Origin of the sequence: Streptomyces griseomycini, from assembly GCF_014203535.1 — a bacterium.
Classification (GTDB): Bacteria; Actinomycetota; Actinomycetes; order Streptomycetales; family Streptomycetaceae; genus Streptomyces; species Streptomyces griseomycini.
Genome location: NZ_JACHJI010000001.1, coordinates 834,139 through 850,700, shown reverse-complemented (window position 1 = coordinate 850,700; position 16,562 = coordinate 834,139). Strand labels below are relative to the sequence as shown.

Annotated in this window: 14 protein-coding genes; 11 read left to right on the top strand and 3 right to left on the bottom strand. The window is 74.8% G+C overall.

The window, feature by feature from the left end:
* The first annotated feature begins 182 nt into the window (after positions 1-182).
* Together FHS37_RS03890 and hemW are read left to right on the top strand one after the other, a co-directional pair.
* The gene (locus FHS37_RS03890) at positions 183-2,345 is read left to right on the top strand and encodes an ATP-binding SpoIIE family protein phosphatase (protein ID WP_184817577.1); all 2,163 of its coding nucleotides are present in this window, start codon (positions 183-185) and stop codon (positions 2,343-2,345) included.
* A gap of 38 nt (positions 2,346-2,383) precedes the next feature.
* Positions 2,384-3,616, top strand: coding sequence for a radical SAM family heme chaperone HemW (hemW, locus tag FHS37_RS03885; protein ID WP_184817576.1), 1,233 nt, complete (start codon positions 2,384-2,386; stop codon positions 3,614-3,616).
* A 53-nt stretch (positions 3,617-3,669) separates the two neighbouring features.
* Here the strand turns inward: hemW and FHS37_RS03880 are convergent, their stop codons facing one another.
* The gene (locus tag FHS37_RS03880) at positions 3,670-4,479 is read right to left on the bottom strand and encodes a DUF3097 domain-containing protein (RefSeq protein WP_184817575.1); all 810 of its coding nucleotides are present in this window, start codon (positions 4,477-4,479) and stop codon (positions 3,670-3,672) included.
* 34 nt (positions 4,480-4,513) lie between these two features.
* Positions 4,514-5,248 carry an MBL fold metallo-hydrolase gene (locus tag FHS37_RS03875; RefSeq protein ID WP_184817574.1) on the bottom strand — a complete coding sequence of 245 codons (735 nt, stop codon included), beginning with the start codon at positions 5,246-5,248 and terminating at the stop codon, positions 4,514-4,516.
* 162 nt (positions 5,249-5,410) lie between these two features.
* Here FHS37_RS03875 and hrcA point away from each other — a divergent pair, with 162 nt between their 5' ends.
* From hrcA to FHS37_RS03855, 4 genes are all read left to right on the top strand, one after another.
* On the top strand, positions 5,411-6,427 hold the full coding sequence (gene hrcA, locus FHS37_RS03870) for a heat-inducible transcriptional repressor HrcA (RefSeq protein ID WP_184817573.1): 1,017 nt from the start codon (positions 5,411-5,413) through the stop codon (positions 6,425-6,427).
* Positions 6,428-7,564 carry a molecular chaperone DnaJ gene (gene dnaJ / locus FHS37_RS03865; protein WP_184817572.1) on the top strand — a complete coding sequence of 379 codons (1,137 nt, stop codon included), beginning with the start codon at positions 6,428-6,430 and terminating at the stop codon, positions 7,562-7,564.
* 425 nt (positions 7,565-7,989) lie between these two features.
* Positions 7,990-9,063 (top strand): nitronate monooxygenase, encoded by a 1,074-nt coding sequence (locus FHS37_RS03860; RefSeq protein WP_184817571.1) that lies wholly within the window; start codon positions 7,990-7,992, stop codon positions 9,061-9,063.
* Entirely contained in the window at positions 9,060-9,800 is a 741-nt protein-coding gene (locus tag FHS37_RS03855; protein WP_184817570.1) for a 16S rRNA (uracil(1498)-N(3))-methyltransferase, read from the top strand. Before FHS37_RS03860 ends, FHS37_RS03855 begins: the two co-directional genes overlap by 4 nt.
* A 9-nt stretch (positions 9,801-9,809) precedes the next feature.
* Here FHS37_RS03855 and FHS37_RS03850 read toward each other — a convergent pair whose 3' ends face one another.
* Positions 9,810-10,184 carry a hypothetical protein gene (locus FHS37_RS03850; protein WP_184817569.1) on the bottom strand — a complete coding sequence of 125 codons (375 nt, stop codon included), beginning with the start codon at positions 10,182-10,184 and terminating at the stop codon, positions 9,810-9,812.
* A 71-nt stretch (positions 10,185-10,255) separates the two neighbouring features.
* On the opposite strand from FHS37_RS03850, the gene FHS37_RS03845 reads away from it, so the two are divergent.
* Genes FHS37_RS03845 through FHS37_RS03825 form a run of 5 tightly spaced genes read left to right on the top strand, consistent with a single transcriptional unit; the run spans position 10,256 to position 16,428 of the window.
* Positions 10,256-10,801 carry a hypothetical protein gene (locus tag FHS37_RS03845; protein WP_184817568.1) on the top strand — a complete coding sequence of 182 codons (546 nt, stop codon included), beginning with the start codon at positions 10,256-10,258 and terminating at the stop codon, positions 10,799-10,801.
* 45 nt (positions 10,802-10,846) lie between these two features.
* Positions 10,847-14,092 carry a S41 family peptidase gene (locus FHS37_RS03840; RefSeq protein ID WP_184817567.1) on the top strand — a complete coding sequence of 1,082 codons (3,246 nt, stop codon included), beginning with the start codon at positions 10,847-10,849 and terminating at the stop codon, positions 14,090-14,092.
* 54 nt (positions 14,093-14,146) lie between these two features.
* Positions 14,147-14,500: a histidine triad nucleotide-binding protein gene (locus FHS37_RS03835; RefSeq protein ID WP_184817566.1), complete on the top strand. Its 354-nt coding sequence runs from the start codon at positions 14,147-14,149 to the stop codon at positions 14,498-14,500.
* Between the two features lie 6 nt (positions 14,501-14,506).
* Positions 14,507-15,415, top strand: coding sequence for a ribonuclease Z (locus FHS37_RS03830; RefSeq protein ID WP_184817565.1), 909 nt, complete (start codon positions 14,507-14,509; stop codon positions 15,413-15,415).
* A gap of 20 nt (positions 15,416-15,435) precedes the next feature.
* Positions 15,436-16,428 carry an adenosine deaminase gene (locus FHS37_RS03825; protein ID WP_184817564.1) on the top strand — a complete coding sequence of 331 codons (993 nt, stop codon included), beginning with the start codon at positions 15,436-15,438 and terminating at the stop codon, positions 16,426-16,428.
* Positions 16,429-16,562: the final 134 nt, after the last annotated feature.

The window sequence follows — 16,562 nt, the reverse complement described above, 5'->3', positions numbered from 1 at the left end:
TCCTCCGGTTCGCCCGCTGTCCGGAACGGGCCGGGTTTCTGTCCGTTCCTGACCGCACGCGAAGCGCTGTCCTCACCCCTGACGGCCCACTTCGGTAACTCGGCGCTTATGGGCGGCCTCCGTCTGTCACCCTGTCGGCAGCTATCGAGGAGTACTCGTACGAACCGGCCGGGGAGCTGCCCATGGGGGCCATTCCGACGCAACGGGAGACCGCCTCGCGTGCCTCCGAGGCGCGGGAGTGCCCGCGGGTGGACACGACCCTGCCCGGGGGCCCGCTCGCGCCGGGTTCCGCGCGGGCCCTGCTGCGCAAGGCGCTCACCGAGTGGGCGGGACTCGCACTGCCCGGCGCCGAGCACCTCACCGGCCGCGTCGGTGACGACGCCACGCTGATCGCCAGCGAACTCGTCACCAACGCCGTCGTGCACGCCGGGACGGACGTGCACCTGACGTGCCGGCTGGAGGAGGAGACCGGTGCGCTCGTCGTCGAGGTCTCCGACCGGCACCCCACCCGCGCCCCGCGCGGCACCGAGCCGGAGGCGTCGCCGCACGACGCCGCGGAGTACGGGCGCGGCCTGCCGCTCGTCGCCGCGCTCTCCGAGGCCTGGGGGATCACGTACCGCCCGGGCACCAAGACGGTGTGGGCGCGGCTGCCCGCCGGGGGGTGCGCGGCGGACGACCGGACCGAGGCGTACGCCGGGGAGCAGGCGCCGGCGCGGGAGCCGGGGGTGGCGGAGATCCTCGCGTCCGAGCCGCCCCGCGCGGAGCAGGGCGCGCACGGCCCGCTCGACCCGTCGGGTGCCACGAGCCCGCCCGGTCCCGTGGTCCCGCCGGACCCGGTCGGCCCCTCGGGCCCGCCCGCCCCGTGGGACCCCCTGTTCGCCCAGGGCGTGCGGGACTCGCCCGGCCGCCGGGAGGGCGCCGGCGGCCGTGACGCCCGTCGGGGCGGCTCGTACGGGGACGACTGGCTCGCACGGCGTCACGGGCGCGACGGGGCCTGGCTGGGGCGCGGGGCCCTGTCCTTCCTCGCCGAGGCCTCCGACCTGCTCGCCGGCCAGCTGGACGAGGACCTGGTCGCCGCGCTCACCGGGCAGCTGATCGTCCCGCGGCTGGCGGACTGGTGCGCGGTGTGGCTGGAGGACGAGACCACCGGCCACGGCGGCTGGGGCGGCGACGGGACACGGGACGACGGTGCCCGGCCGGCCCGGGTCTGGCACGCCAGCGAGAGCCGGGTCGAGGGCCTGCGCCGGGCCCTGGACCGCACTCCGCCGCAGCCCCGCGACCCGTTACGCCCGGGCCCGGTCCCCTACCCCTGGCCGGAGGACGACGCCGAGCCCGAGCCCGAGCCCGAGACCGAGGACGCCGCCGACCGCGCGGACCGCGCCCCCGGTACGGCCCTCGCCTACCGCCTCGTCGCCGGTGGCCGGCCGCTGGGCACCCTGGTCATCGGGCGGGCCGGGATCGACCGGTTCCCCGACGAGATCACCGGGCTGGTGGAGGACCTCGGCCGACGCGTCGCCCTCGCCATCGGCGCCGCCCGGCAGTACGCCCGCCAGGCCACCATCAGCGCGGTGCTCCAGCGCGGACTGCTGCCCGGCGCCGTCGCCGAGATCCCGGGCGCGCGCAGCGCCCTCGTCTACGAGCCCTGCGACAAGGGCGGACCCAGCGGCGACTTCTACGACCTCTTCCCGGCCGGCCGCGGCCGCTGGTGCTTCGCCGTCGGCGACGTCCAGGGCAAGGGTCCGGAGGCCGCCGTCGTCATCGGGCTGGCCCGGCCCTGGCTGCGGCTGCTCGCCCGCGAGGGCTACCGCGTCGCCGACGTCCTCGACCGGCTCAACCAGCTCCTCCTCGACGACGCCACCGAGGCCGCCGACGCCGCCGCCCGCGCCCTCGTCGCCGCCGGCGCCCGGCCCACCGCCCCCGGTGACGGCCCGCAGACCCGCTTCCTCTCCCTCCTCTACGGCGAGCTCGTCCCCTTCGACGGCGGCGTCCGCTGCACCCTCGCCTCCGCCGGGCACCCCCTGCCGCTGCTGCTCGCCCCCGACGGCACGGTCCGCACCGTCGCCCAGCCGCAGACCCTGCTCGGGGTCGTCGAGGACGCCGCCTACACCGGCGAGACCTTCGAGCTGCGCTCCGGCGACACCCTGCTCTGCGTCACCGACGGCGTCACCGAGCGGCGCTCCGGCTCCCGTCAGTTCGACGACGGCGACGGACTGGCGACGGCCCTGGCGGGCTGCGCGGGGCTGGACGCCGAGCTGATAGCGGAACGCATCCAGCGCCTGGTCCACGAGTTCGGCGCGCGCCCGCCGGCGGACGACCTCGCGCTGCTGGTGCTCCAGGCGGAGTGAGACGCAGGCCACGGAACGGGTGCGGGACAATGGAGCACATGCCTTCCGCACTCCCCGACGGCGAGCCCGTCCCCGCCGACGGCGCGCTGCCCGCGTCCGCGCTCGCCGGGGCCGCCGACCGCCCCCTCGGGTTCTACCTGCACGTCCCGTACTGCGCGACCCGCTGCGGCTACTGCGACTTCAACACCTACACCGCCACCGAGCTGCGCGGCACCGGCGGAGTGCTGGCCTCCCGCGACAACTACGCCGAGACCCTGACCGACGAGATCCGCCTGGCCCGCAAGGTGCTGGGGGACGACCCGCGCGAGGTCCGCACGGTGTTCGTCGGCGGCGGCACCCCCACCCTGCTGGCCGCCGACGACCTGGTGCGGATGCTGGGCGCGATCCGCGACGAGTTCGGGCTGGCGGCGGACGCCGAGATCACCACGGAGGCGAACCCGGAGTCGGTCGACCCGGCCTACCTGGCGACCCTGCGGGCCGGCGGCTTCAACCGGATCTCCTTCGGCATGCAGAGCGCCCGGCGGCACGTGCTGCGGGTCCTCGACCGCACCCACACCCCCGGCCGCCCCGAGGCGTGCGTCGCCGAGGCCCGCGCGGCGGGCTTCGAGCACGTCAACCTCGACCTGATCTACGGCACCCCCGGCGAGTCCGACGACGACTGGCGGGCGTCCCTGGACGCGGCGATCGGCGCCGGGCCCGACCACGTCTCGGCGTACGCGCTGATCGTCGAGGAGGGCACGCAGCTCGCCCGCCGCATCCGGCGCGGCGAGGTGCCGACGACCGACGACGACGTCCACGCCGACCGCTACCTCATCGCCGAGGAGACCCTCTCGGCGGCGGGCTTCGCCTGGTACGAGGTGTCGAACTGGGCCACCTCCGAGGCGGCCCGCTGCCTGCACAACGAGCTGTACTGGCGAGGCGCCGACTGGTGGGGCGCGGGCCCCGGCGCCCACAGCCACGTCGGCGGCGTGCGCTGGTGGAACGTGAAGCACCCCGGGGCGTACGCGGCGGCGCTGGCGGCGGGGCGGTCGCCGGGGGCCGGGCGGGAGGTCCTGACGGACGAGGACCGGCGGGTGGAGCGGATCCTGCTGGAGCTCCGGCTCGAGGAGGGCGTCCCCCTCTCCCTCCTGCGCCCGGCGGGCCTCGTGGCGGCCCGCCGCGCCCTGGCGGACGGCCTGCTCCGGCAGGACCCCTACGAGGAGGGCCGCGCGGCCCTCACCCTGCGCGGCCGGCTGCTGGCGGACGCGGTGGTGCGGGACCTGGTCGACTGATCACCCGGCGGAGCGCATCACCGCGGAACGCGGGTTCGGCACCCTCCCGGGCGTCAGACCCCACCGCTTTCCGTGACGAAGTCGATCAGTTCCTCCACACGGCCCAGGAGCGCCGGCTCCAGGTCCCTGTAGGACCGCACCCGTCCCAGGATGTGCCGCCAGGCCGCCCCCGTGTTCTCCGGCCACCCGAGCGCCCGGCACACGCCCGTCTTCCAGTCCTGCCCCCGCGGTACCCGGGGCCACGCCCCGATGCCGACCGAAGCCGGCTTCACCGCCTCCCAGACGTCGATGTACGGATGGCCCACCACCAGGGCGTGCTCGCTCGTCACCGACTCGGCGATGCGCCACTCCTTCGAGCCCGGGACCAGGTGGTCCACCAGGACGCCCAGCCGGGCGTCCGGGCCCGGAGCGAAGTCCGCGACGATCGACGGCAGGTCGTCGACGCCCTCCAGGTACTCCACGACCACGCCCTCGACGCGCAGGTCGTCGCCCCACACCTTCTCGACCAGCTCGGCGTCGTGCCGGCCCTCGACGTAGATGCGGCCCGCCCGGGCCACCCGCGCGCGGGCGCCGGGGACGGCCACCGAACCCGATGCCGTGCGGGTGGGCCGTACCGGGCCGGCGGCGGGCCTCACCAGGGTCACCACGCGGCCCTCCAGCAGGAAGCCCCTCGGCTCCAGCGGGAACACGCGGTGCTTGCCGAAGCGGTCCTCCAGGGTCACCGTGCCCGCCTCGCAGCGGATCACCGCGCCGCAGAAGCCGCTGCCGGGCTCCTCCACCACCAGGCCGGGCTCGGCCGCGACCTCCGGAACAGGCTGCGGCTTCTTCCACGGAGGGGTGAGGTCGGCGGAGTACTGGCGCATTCCGATGACGATAGGAGGAACCGGCCCGCCGCGGTCAGCGCGACACGCCGAAACGGGCCGCCAGGGCGTCGCGTTGGGCCCGGACGAACGCCGCGTCCACCACCGCCCCGTGCCCGGGGACGTACCGCGCGTCCTCGCCGCCCAGTTCCAGCAGCCGGTCCAGCGCGGCCGGCCAGTGGGAGGGCACGGCGTCGGGGCCCGCCTGCGGTTCACCCGACTCCTCCACCAGGTCGCCGCAGAAGACCACCTCCGGGTCGCCGGGGACCAGCACCGCGAGGTCGTGGGCGGTGTGCCCCGGGCCCACGTTCGCCAGCAGCACCTGCCGGCCGCCGCCCAGGTCGAGGTCGAGCGTCCGCTCGCCGCACACCGTGTGGCGCGGGCGGACCAGCGCGTCCACGGCCTCCTCCGCCGCCCGCGCGTCCAGCCCGTGGCGCACCGCGTCCGCGCGCAGCTCCTCACGCCCGCGGCCCGCCAGCGCCGTGTCCGTCCCCACCGCGCCGAACACCTCCGCGCCCGCGAACGCCGCCGCCCCGAGGACGTGGTCGAAGTGGAGGTGGGTGAGCGCGAGATGCGTCACACGGCGGCCGGTGAGCTCCTGCGCCTCGGCCCGCAACCGTGCGCCCTCGGCGAGGCTCGAGCCCGCGTCGACGAGCAGCACGGCGTCCGTCCCGACGACGAGCCCCGCCGTGCAGTCCCACACCGGCAGCCTGCACCGTCCCACCCCGGGCGCCACTTGCTCCCATCCCGACTCTTCCCAAGTCACGGTCATACCGGGACGCTATCCGGGACGACCCCGCCCGGCGCGACGGGACGGGACCGGCCTTGCCGGGGGCGTACTACCCGGCCGTACACTGGGCCGGGGAAGTCTGGCACTCGCGTGCGAAGAGTGCCAGGGACGTTACCGGGCGGAAGACCACTGGAGGTGTGCGCGATGCTCAGTGAACGCAGGCTCCAGGTGCTGCGCGCCATCGTCCAGGACTACGTCGGCACCGAGGAGCCCGTCGGCTCCAAGGCGCTCACCGAGCGGCACAAGCTCGGTGTCTCCCCGGCCACCGTGCGCAACGACATGGCGGCGCTGGAGGAGGAGGGCTACATCGCCCAGCCGCACACCAGCGCCGGGCGCATCCCCACCGACAAGGGCTACCGGCTGTTCGTCGACAAGCTCGCCGGCGTCAAGCCGATGAGCCCGCCGGAGCGACGCGCCATCCAGAACTTCCTCGAGGGCGCCGTCGACCTCGACGACGTGGTGGCCCGGACGGTGCGGCTGCTCGCGCAGCTGACCCGGCAGGTCGCCGTCGTGCAGTACCCGTCGCTGACCCGTTCGACGGTGCGGCACGTGGAACTGCTGTCCCTCGCGCCCGCACGCCTGATGCTGGTGCTGATCACGGACACCGGCCGGGTCGAGCAGCGCATGGTCGACTGCCCGGCGCCGTTCGGCGAGACGTCCCTGGCGGATCTGCGGGCACGGCTCAACAGCCGGGTCGCGGGCCGCCGGTTCACCGACGTGCCGAGCCTGGTGGAGGACCTCCCGGAGGCCTTCGAGGCCGAGGACCGCGGTACCGTCTCGACGGTGCTCTCCACCCTCCTGGAGACGCTCGTCGAGGAGAACGAGGAGCGGCTGATGATCGGCGGCACCGCCAATCTCACCCGCTTCGGACATGACTTCCCCCTCACGATCCGGCCCGTCCTGGAGGCGCTCGAGGAGCAGGTCGTGCTCCTCAAGCTGCTCGGCGAGGCGAAGGATCCGGGCGTGACCGTCCGTATCGGTCACGAGAACGCCCACGAAGGACTCAACTCCACGTCCGTCGTGTCGGTCGGCTACGGTTCGGGCGGCGAGGCTGTCGCCAAGCTCGGCGTGGTCGGACCGACCCGCATGGACTACCCCGGAACGATGGGAGCGGTACGCGCAGTGGCACGGTACGTCGGACAGATCCTGGCGGAGTCGTAGGTGGCCACGGACTACTACGCCGTACTCGGCGTGCGCCGCGACGCGTCGCAGGAAGAGATCAAGAAGGCCTTCCGGCGGCTCGCCCGCGAGCTGCATCCGGACGTCAACCCGGACCCGAAGACCCAGGAGCGGTTCAAGGAGATCAACGCCGCCTACGAGGTGCTGTCGGACCCGCAGAAGAAGCAGGTCTACGACCTCGGCGGCGACCCGCTCTCGCAGAGCGGCGGCGCGGGCGCCGGCGGCTTCGGCGCGGGCGGCTTCGGGAACTTCTCCGACATCATGGACGCGTTCTTCGGCACGGCGTCGCAGCGCGGACCGCGCTCGCGCACCCGCCGGGGCCAGGACGCGATGATCCGCATCGAGGTCGAGCTCGACGAGGCCGCGTTCGGCACGACCAAGGACATCCAGGTCGACACGGCGATCGTCTGCACCACCTGCAGCGGCGAGGGCGCCGCGCCCGGCACCAGCGCGCAGACCTGCGACATGTGCCGCGGCCGCGGTGAGGTCTCGCAGGTCACGCGGTCCTTCCTGGGCCAGGTCATGACCTCGCGCCCCTGCCCGCAGTGCCAGGGCTTCGGCACCGTGGTCCCCACGCCGTGCCCGGAGTGCGCGGGCGACGGCCGCATCCGCTCCCGCCGCACCCTGACGGTGAAGATCCCGGCCGGTGTCGACAACGGCACCCGGATCCAGCTCGCCGGCGAGGGAGAGGTCGGACCGGGCGGCGGCCCCGCCGGCGACCTGTACGTCGAGATCCACGAGCTGCCGCACCCCACCTTCCAGCGGCGCGGCGACGACCTGCACTGCACGGTCACCATCCCGATGACCGCGGCGGCCCTCGGCACCAAGGTGCCGCTGGAGACGCTGGACGGCATGGAGGAGGTCGACATCCGGCCCGGCACCCAGTCCGGCCAGTCGATCCCGCTGCACGGCCGGGGCGTCACGCACCTGCGCGGCGGCGGCCGGGGCGACCTCGTCGTCCACGTCGAGGTCCAGACCCCGACCAAGCTCGACCCCGAGCAGGAACGCCTGCTCCGGGAGCTGGCCAAGCTCCGCGGCGAGGAACGCCCGCAGGGCCAGTTCCAGCCCGGTCAGCAGGGGCTGTTCTCCCGGCTGAAGGACGCGTTCAACGGGCGCTGAGTCTCTTGGCCGCCGGGGTCTCGGGTCGCTGGGGTCTCGGGTCGCTGGGTGGTGCCGGGTGGTCGGGTGCTGCCGGGGGTCCGGGGGTCGCTCCCCGGGGGGTGGGGTCAGCCCGGTCAGCAGGGGCTGTTCTCCCGGCTGAAGGACGCGTTCAACGGGCGCTGAGTCTCTTGGCCGCCGGGGTCTCGGGTCGCTGGGTGGTGCCGGGTGGTCGGGTGCTGCCGGGGGTCCGGGGGTCGTTCCCCGGGGGGTGGGGTCAGCCCGGTCAGCAGGGGCTGTTCTCCCGGCTGAAGGACGCGTTCAACGGGCGCTGAGTCTCTTGGCCGCCGGGGCCGTGCGCGGCTCCGGCGGCCGTGCGAAAAGTGGCTCATGCCAAGGGGAAGGGCCGATTCGGGTTTGTTCGGGGGACGTGACAACATGCCGTCATGTCCTCCGCGCTGACCGATCTCCTCCTGCACCCGATCGTGCAGGCCCCCATGGCGGGCGGTGTCTCCGTGCCGCCGCTGGCCGCCGCCGTGTCCGAGGCGGGCGGGCTCGGTTTCCTCGCCGCCGGGTACAAGACCGCGGACGGGATGTACCAGGACATCAAGCAGCTGCGGGGACTGACCGGCCGGCCCTTCGGCGTCAACCTCTTCCTGCCCCAGCCGGAGACGGCCGACCCCGCCGCCGTCGGCGTCTACGCCCACCAGCTGGCCGGGGAGGCCGCCTGGTACGAGACCGAGCTCGGTGACCCCGACTGCGGCCGCGACGACGGCTTCGACGCCAAGCTCGCCGTCCTCCTGGACGACCCGGTGCCGGTGGTGTCGTTCCACTTCGGGGTACCGCCCCGCGAGGTCCTGGACTTCCTCCGCCGCGTCGGCACGTTCACCCTGGTCACCGCCACCACCGCGGAGGAGGCCCGGGCCGTCGAGCGGGCCGGCGCGGACGCGGTGATCGCACAGGGCGTCGAGGCCGGCGGCCACCAGGGCACCCACCGGGACGTCCCGGAGGCGGACGGCTCCGGCCTCGGGCTGCTGTCCCTCGTCGCCCAGGTCCGGGAGTCCGTCGGCATCCCGGTCGTCGCCGCCGGCGGCCTCATGCGCGGCGGCCAGATCGCCGCGGTGCTCGCGGCCGGCGCCACCGCGGCCCAGCTCGGCACCGCCTTCCTCGCCGCCCACGAGTCCGGCGCGCACGCCCTGCACAAGCAGGCCCTGACCAACCCCCTGTACGTCCGCACCGAGCTGACCCGGGCCTTCTCCGGCCGCCCGGCCCGCGGCCTGGTCAACCGCTTCCTGCGCGAGCACGGCCCGTACGCGCCCGCCGCCTACCCGGACGTCCACCACCTCACCGCACCGCTGCGCAGGGCCGCCGCCGAGGCCGGGGACGCGCAGGGCATGGCGCTGTGGGCGGGACAGGGCCACCGGATGGCCCGGGAGCTGCCCGCCGGGCAGCTGGTGGAGGTGCTGGCCGCCGAACTCGCCTCCGCCCGCACCGCGTTGTCGGCGGGAGGTGCCCGGTGACCGCGCCGGTGTTCGTCGTCGACCACTTCGACACGGACGGCGCCGGCCGTTACGTGCTCGACGGCCCCGAGGGCCGGCACGCCGTCTCCGTGAAGCGGCTGCGGGCCGGGGAGGCCGTCGTCCTCACCGACGGCGCGGGCCGCTGGGCCGAGGGCGAGGTGGACGGCACGGAGGGCAAGGACCGTCTGATCGTGGCCCTCGGCCGGGTCACCGAGGAGCCCGCCGAGTCCCCCCGCCTGACCGTCGTCCAGGCGCTGCCCAAGGGCGACCGGGGCGAGCTGGCCGTGGAGACGATGACCGAGGTCGGCGTCGACGCGATCGTGCCGTGGTCGGCGGCGCGCTGCATCACGCAGTGGAAGGGCGAACGGGGGCTGAAGTCCCTCGCCAAGTGGCGGGCGACGGCCCGCGAGGCCGGCAAGCAGTCCCGCCGGGTGCGCTTCCCCGAGGTCGCGGACGCGGCGACGACCAAGCGGGTTGCCTCACTTCTGGCCGAAGCCGACTTCGCCGCCGTCCTCCACGAGAGCGGCACCGAACCCCTCGCGACCGCCGAACTCCCCGCCTCCGGCGACATCGTGCTGGTCGTCGGTCCCGAAGGCGGGGTCTCGCCGGAGGAGTTGGAGCTCTTCGCGCAGGCCGGCGCCAAGCCCTACCGCCTGGGCCGCAGCGTCCTGCGCACGTCCACCGCCGGCACCGCGGCGACGGCCGTGCTCCTGGCCCGTACGGGCCGCTGGTCCTGACGGCCCCGGTCAGCCGCCCGCCGCCCGGCGGGCGGCGACCGCCGGGAACAGGTCCCAGCCGTCCAGCTCCGCGGACCCGGTGAGCAGCCCGCGCCGGGCCGCCTCGTCGACGAAGGCCCGTACGACACCGGGCTCGTGCAGGTTGAGCGCCGCGCCCTTGCCGAGGGCCACGGCTCCCGAGGGCAGGAAGCCGTCGGGAACGAGGCGCCCCTCGCCGCCCTGGAACACCAGGCGGGTCGTCACCCCGTCCCGGGTCAGTGCGAGCACCTCCCGGCAGGGCCCCCCGGTGCTGTGCCGATGGCGCACCGACCACAGGTAGGCGACCGCTTCGCCCGTGGTGGCTCCGTCCACGACGAGCCTCCTGATCCGGCGTTCACTGCGCATCGGGCCAGGGTAGTGCGGAGTGGCCGTATGCGCCCTACCGCCTCGGTGGCGGTGGTGGCAGGCTGCCGTCCATGGGGGTGTTGGCGAACAGGGTGCGGCGCGGGGCGCGATGGCGGCGGACGGTGGTGGTCGCCGGCTTCGCGGTGGCGGCCGTGGGCGGGGTCGTGGCGTGCGAGCCGGGCGGACTGAGCTCCGCGGCGGTCGCGTACACGACCGACGAGACCGTGACCGAGGAGCTCAACCGGCAGAAGGCCGGGGTCCGGTGGCTCAGCTGCACCGCGTCCTTCGGCGACGAGGAGGGCCCGTCGCCCTCCGGGGGCGAGGACACCGTCGCCTCCGTCGACTGCCGGGGGGAGACCGAGGACGGCAAGGAGATCACCGTCACCGGGAAGGTCACGCACGCCGTGAACGGCGCCTGCGTGCGCGGGGACCTCACGGCGAAGGTGGACGGCAAGCAGTGGTTCCGGGTCGACGGTCTCGGCGACTGCGACGCCACCAGCCCGCCACCGGTGGGCGAGCCCCCGAAGGGCGGACCCGGTCCCACCGCCACCGTGACCGTCACGACGACGGTGTGGTGCGACCACTACCCCTCGTGTCGCCCGGTCGAGGGCAAGTGATCCAAACCCCTGTCCCCGCCGCGGGGGCTTGCGTAGGGTGATCGGGTGACACAGCCTGCATCGGTCGCATCCGCCGCGTATCTCCGGTTCCCGCATCTGCACGGCGAGTTGGTCGCCTTCACCGCCGAGGACGACGTGTGGCTCGCGCCGCTCGACGGCGGCCGGGCCTGGCGGGTCAGCGCCGACAACGTGCCGGTGAACCACCCCCGCATCTCGCCCGACGGCACCACCGTCGCCTGGACCTCCACCCGCGACGGCGCCCCCGAGGTGCACGTCGCGCCGGTCGCCGGCGGCCCCGCCAAGCGCCTCACGCACTGGGGGAGCGGGAAGACCCAGGTGCGCGGCTGGACCCCGGACGGACGGGTGCTGGCGCTCAGCACCCACGGCCAGCCCAGCCTGCGCCGCACCTGGGCGCGCGCCGTCCCCCTCGACGGCGGCCCGGCCGCCACCCTGCCCTACGGCCCCGTCGGCGACGTGGTCCTCGGGCCGCGCACCGTGCTGCTGTCCGCGCCGATGGGCCGCGAGGCCGCCTGGTGGAAGCGCTACCGGGGCGGCACGGCGGGCAAGCTGTGGATCGACACCGAGGACGAGGGCGAGTTCGTCCGCCTGCACGAGGGCCTCGACGGCAACATCGAGTACCCGCTGTGGGTGGGGATGGGGGTCCCCCCTGTTCGAGCGGAGCCGAGAACTTGGGGGAGGATCGCCTTCCTCTCCGACCACGAGGGCACCGGCGCCCTGTACTCCTCCCTCGCCGACGGATCCGACCTGCGCCGGCACACCCCCCTCGGGGGTTTCTACGCCCGGCACGCCGCCACCGACGGCACCCGGGTCGTCTACTCCAGCGCCGGCGAACTGTGGCTGCTGGACGACCTCGACGGGGCCGAGCCGCGCCGGCTCGACGTCCGGCTCGGCGGACAGCGCGTCGACCTCCAGCCGTTCCCGGTGAACGCCGCCCGCTGGTTCGGCTCCGCCTCCCCCGACCACACCGCCCGCGGCAGCGCCGTCTGCGTGCGCGGCACCGTCCACTGGGTCACCCACCGCTCCGGCCCCGCCCGCGCGCTCGCCGCTACCCCGGGCGTACGGGCCCGGCGGCCCCGCACCTTCCGCGCGGACGGCGAGGAATGGGTGGTGTGGGTGACGGACGCCGAGGGCGACGACGCCCTGGAGTTCGCCCCCGCCACCGGCCTCGCCCCGGGCGCGACCCCGCGCCGCATCGCCGCCGGGCGGCTGGGCCGGGTCGTGGAACTCGCCATGGCCCCCGACGGCAGCCGAGCCGCCGTCGCCTCGCACGACGGCCGCGTCCTGCTCGTCGAGCGCGAGACCGGCGACGTCCGGGAGGTCGACCGCAGCGAGGACGGTGACGTCTCCGGGCTGGCCTTCTCGCCCGACTCCGGCTGGCTCGCCTGGTCCCACCCCGGCCCGCGCCCGCTCAGCCAGATCCGGCTCGCCCACACCACCGACCTGTCGGTCACCGAGGCGACCCCGCTGCGCTTCCAGGACTACGCGCCCGCCTTCACCCTCGACGGCAAGCACCTCGCGTTCCTGTCGTCCCGCTCCTTCGACCCGGTCTACGACGAGCACGTCTTCGACCTCGCCTTCGTCGAGGGCGTCCGCCCGCACCTGATCACCCTCGCGGCGACCACCCCGTCCCCGTTCGGCCCGCAGCGGCACGGCCGCCCCTTCGAGACGCCGGACCGGGAGGAGACCCCCGACAGCGAGGGCACCCCCACCACCCGGATCGACCTGGAGGGCCTCGCCGACCGGATCGTGCCGTTCCCGGTCGAGGCCGCCCGCTACACCAACCTGCGCGCCGCCAAGGACGGGGTGCTGTGGCTGCGGCACCCGGTGCGCGGGGTGCTCGGCGCCTCCCGGGCCACCCCCGACGACCCCGACCCCAAGACCGACCTGGAGCGCTACGACCTGGCCCAGCAGCGCATCGAGCACCTGGCCGTGGACGCCGACCACTTCGAGGTCAGCGGCGACGGCAAGCGGGTGCTGCTGTGGACCGACGGACGGCTGAAGGTCGTCCCCAGCGACCGGCGCGCGTCGAACGACGAGGACAGCGACACCAACATCACCGTCGACCTCGACCGCGTGCGCCAGTTCGTCGACCCGGCCGCCGAGTGGCGGCAGATGTTCGACGAGACCGGCCGCATCATGCGGGACAACTTCTGGCGGGCGGACCTGAACGGCGTCGACTGGGACGGCGTCCTCGACCGCTACCGCCCCGTCCTCGACCGCCTCGCCACCCACGACGACCTCGTCGACCTGCTCTGGGAGGTGCACGGCGAACTCGGCACCTCGCACGCCTACGTCGTTCCGCGCGGCGGATACGGCGGCGGTGCCCGGCAGGGTCTGCTCGGCGCGGACGTCTCCCGCCACGAGGACGGCACCTGGCGCGTCGACCGCATCCTGCCCTCCGAGACCTCCGACCCCGACGCCCGCTCCCCGCTCGCCGCACCCGGCGTCGCGATCCGCCCCGGCGACGCGATCGTCGCCGTCGCCGGGCAGCCGGTCGACCCGGTGACCGGACCGGCACCGCTGCTGGTCGGCACGGCCGGCAAGCCGGTCGAGCTGACCGTCTCCCCGGCCGGCGGCGGCGACCCGCGCCACGCGGTCGTCGTCCCCGTCGCCGACGAGGAGCCGCTGCGCTACCACGCCTGGGTCACCGACCGGCGCGCCCACGTCCACGAGATGTCCGGCGGCCGCCTCGGCTACATCCACGTCCCCGACATGCAGGCCCCCGGCTGGGCGCAGATCCACCGCGACCTGCGCGTCGAGGTGCTCCGCGAGGGCCTGATCGTGGACGTGCGGGAGAACCGCGGCGGACACACCTCCCAGCTCGTCGTGGAGAAGCTGGCCCGGCGGATCGTCGGCTGGGACCAGCCGCGCGGCATGCGGGCGGAGAGCTACCCCCGGGACGCGCCCCGCGGTCCCGTCGTCGCCGTCGCCAACGAGTTCTCCGGCTCCGACGGCGACATCGTCAACGCGGCGATCCGGGCGCTCGGCATCGGGCCGGTGGTCGGCACCCGCACCTGGGGCGGCGTGATCGGCATCGACAGCCGCTACCGCCTGGTCGACGGCACGCTCGTCACCCAGCCGAAGTACGCCTTCTGGCTGGAGGGGCACGGCTGGGGCGTGGAGAACCACGGCGTCGACCCCGACGTGGAGGTGGTGCAGCGGCCGCAGGACCACGCGGCGGGGAGGGACGTGCAGCTGGACGAGGCGGTCCGGCTGGCGCTGGCCGCGCTGGAGGAGACGCCGGCGAAGACACCGCCCGCGCTGGACTGACCGTCCCGATACGATGCCCGGGTAAAGAGATCACCTGCGTGAGGAGGCACACGCATGGCAGGGGAACCGCAGGACGACTGCCTGTTCTGCAAGATCGTCGCGGGGACCATCCCGGCGACGATCGTCCGGGAGACGGAGACGACCGTCGCGTTCCGCGACATCAACCCCCAGGCGCCCACCCACGTCCTGGTGATCCCGAAGGCGCACCACGAGGACGCGGCGGCCCTCGCCGCCGCCGCGCCCGGGCTCGCCGCGGACGTGCTGCGCGAGACGCAGGCCGTCGCGGACGAGGAGAAGCTGGAGAGCTACCGCATCGTCTTCAACACCGGCAGCGGTGCCGGCCAGACCGTCTGGCACGCGCACGCCCACGTCCTGGGCGGCCGCGGCCTCGAGTGGCCCCCGGGGTAAGCCGCCTTGTCCGTCCGTGAACTGGTGGTGCTCGGCACCGCCAGCCAGGTCCCCACCCGGCACCGCAACCACAACGGCTACCTGCTGCGCTGGGACGGCGAGGGCATCCTGTTCGACCCCGGCGAGGGCACACAGCGCCAGATGCTGCGCGCCGGGGTCGCCGCGCACGACCTGAACCGCATCTGCGTCACCCACTTCCACGGCGACCACTCGCTCGGCCTCGCCGGGGTGATCCAGCGCATCAACCTCGACAAGGTCCCGCACGAGGTCACCGCCCACTACCCGCGCTCCGGGCAGCGCTTCTTCGACCGGCTGCGGTACGCCACCGCCTACCGCGAGACCGTCGCCCTCACCGAGGCCCCGGTCGACGCGGACGGCCCGCTCGCCCGGACGGCGGGGGGCTGCACGCTGGAGGCGCGCAGGCTGTCGCACCCCGTCGAGTCGTTCGGCTACCGGTTGGCCGAACCCGACGGCCGGCGCATGCTGCCCGACCGGCTCGCCGCGCACGGCATCAAGGGCCCGGACGTCGGCCGCATCCAGCGCGAGGGCGCGCTCGGCGGCGTCGCGCTGGAGGACGTCAGCGAGGTGCGGCGCGGGCAGCGGTTCGGGTTCGTCATGGACACCCGGCTCTGCGAGGGCGTGTACGCGCTCGCCGAGGGCTGCGACATGCTGGTCATCGAGTCGACCTTCCTCGACGAGGACGAGGAGATCGCCGTCGAGTACGGCCACCTGACGGCGGGCCAGGCGGCCCGGGTGGCGCGCGACGCGGGCGTGCGGCACCTCGTCCTCACCCACTTCAGCCAGCGCTACTCCGACCCCGGGGAGTTCGAGCGGCAGGCACGCGCCGCCGGGTACGACGGGGACCTGACCGTGGCGCACGACCTGCTGAGGGTGCCGCTTCCGAAGCGTCGGTGAAACGGCCGTACGATATTTCGATGCCCATACCGAAAGCCGAACTGCACCTTCATATCGAAGGTACCCTCGAGCCCGAGCTCGCCTTCGCCCTCGCAGCGCGCAACGGCGTGGAGCTTCCCTACGCCGACACCGACGCGCTCCGCGAGGCCTACCGGTTCCAGGACCTGCAGTCCTTCCTGAACCTGTACTACGAGCTGATGACGGTGCTGCGCACCGAGCGGGACTTCGAGGACCTCGCCGACGCCTACCTCGCCCGCGCCGCCGCGCAGGGCGTGCGGCACGCGGAGGTCTTCTTCGACCCGCAGGCGCACCTGGCGCGCGGCGTCGGCATGGGGACGGTGGTCGAGGGACTGTGGCGGGCGCTGGGCAGGAGCGAGGAGAAGCACGGCGTCTCCACCCGGCTGATCATGTGCTTCCTGCGCGACGAGTCCGCCGAGTCGGCGATGGCCGCCCTGGACGCCGCCAAGCCCCACCTGGACCGCATCACCGGCGTCGGCCTCGACTCCGCCGAGGTCGGGCACCCGCCGGCGAAGTTCCGCGAGGTGTACGAGGCGGCCGCCGCGCTGGGCCTGCGGCGCGTGGCGCACGCCGGGGAGGAGGGGCCGCCGGAGTACGTCACCGAGGCCCTGGACGTCCTCGGCGTCGAGCGGGTCGACCACGGGCTGCGCTGCGTGGAGGACCCGGCGCTGGTGGAGCGGCTGGTGCGCGAGCGCGTCCCGCTGACCCTGTGCCCCCTGTCGAACGTCCGGCTGCGCACGGTGGACACCCTCGCCGACCACCCGCTGCCCGCGATGCTCGACGCCGGCCTGCTGTGCACGGTCAACTCCGACGACCCGGCCTACTTCGGCGGCTACGCCGGCGACAACTTCGACGCGGTGCGCGAGACGCTGGGCCTCGGCCCGGAACGCCTGCGCGAACTGGCCCGCAACTCCTTCCTCGCCTCCTTCCTGGACGACGACGAGGAGCGGCGGGCGCGGTACCTGGCCGAGGTGGAGGCGTACGACTTCGGCTAGCCCCCGGACCCCGGAGGGCCGTCGGTCCCCGGCCGGGGCGGCAACCGGCCGCCTCACCCGGGTCCGCCGTCCGGCGCGCCTCCGGTGCCGGGCAGCGGGCCGTCGTCCGCCGGCGCGCCGTACCGGCTGCGGGC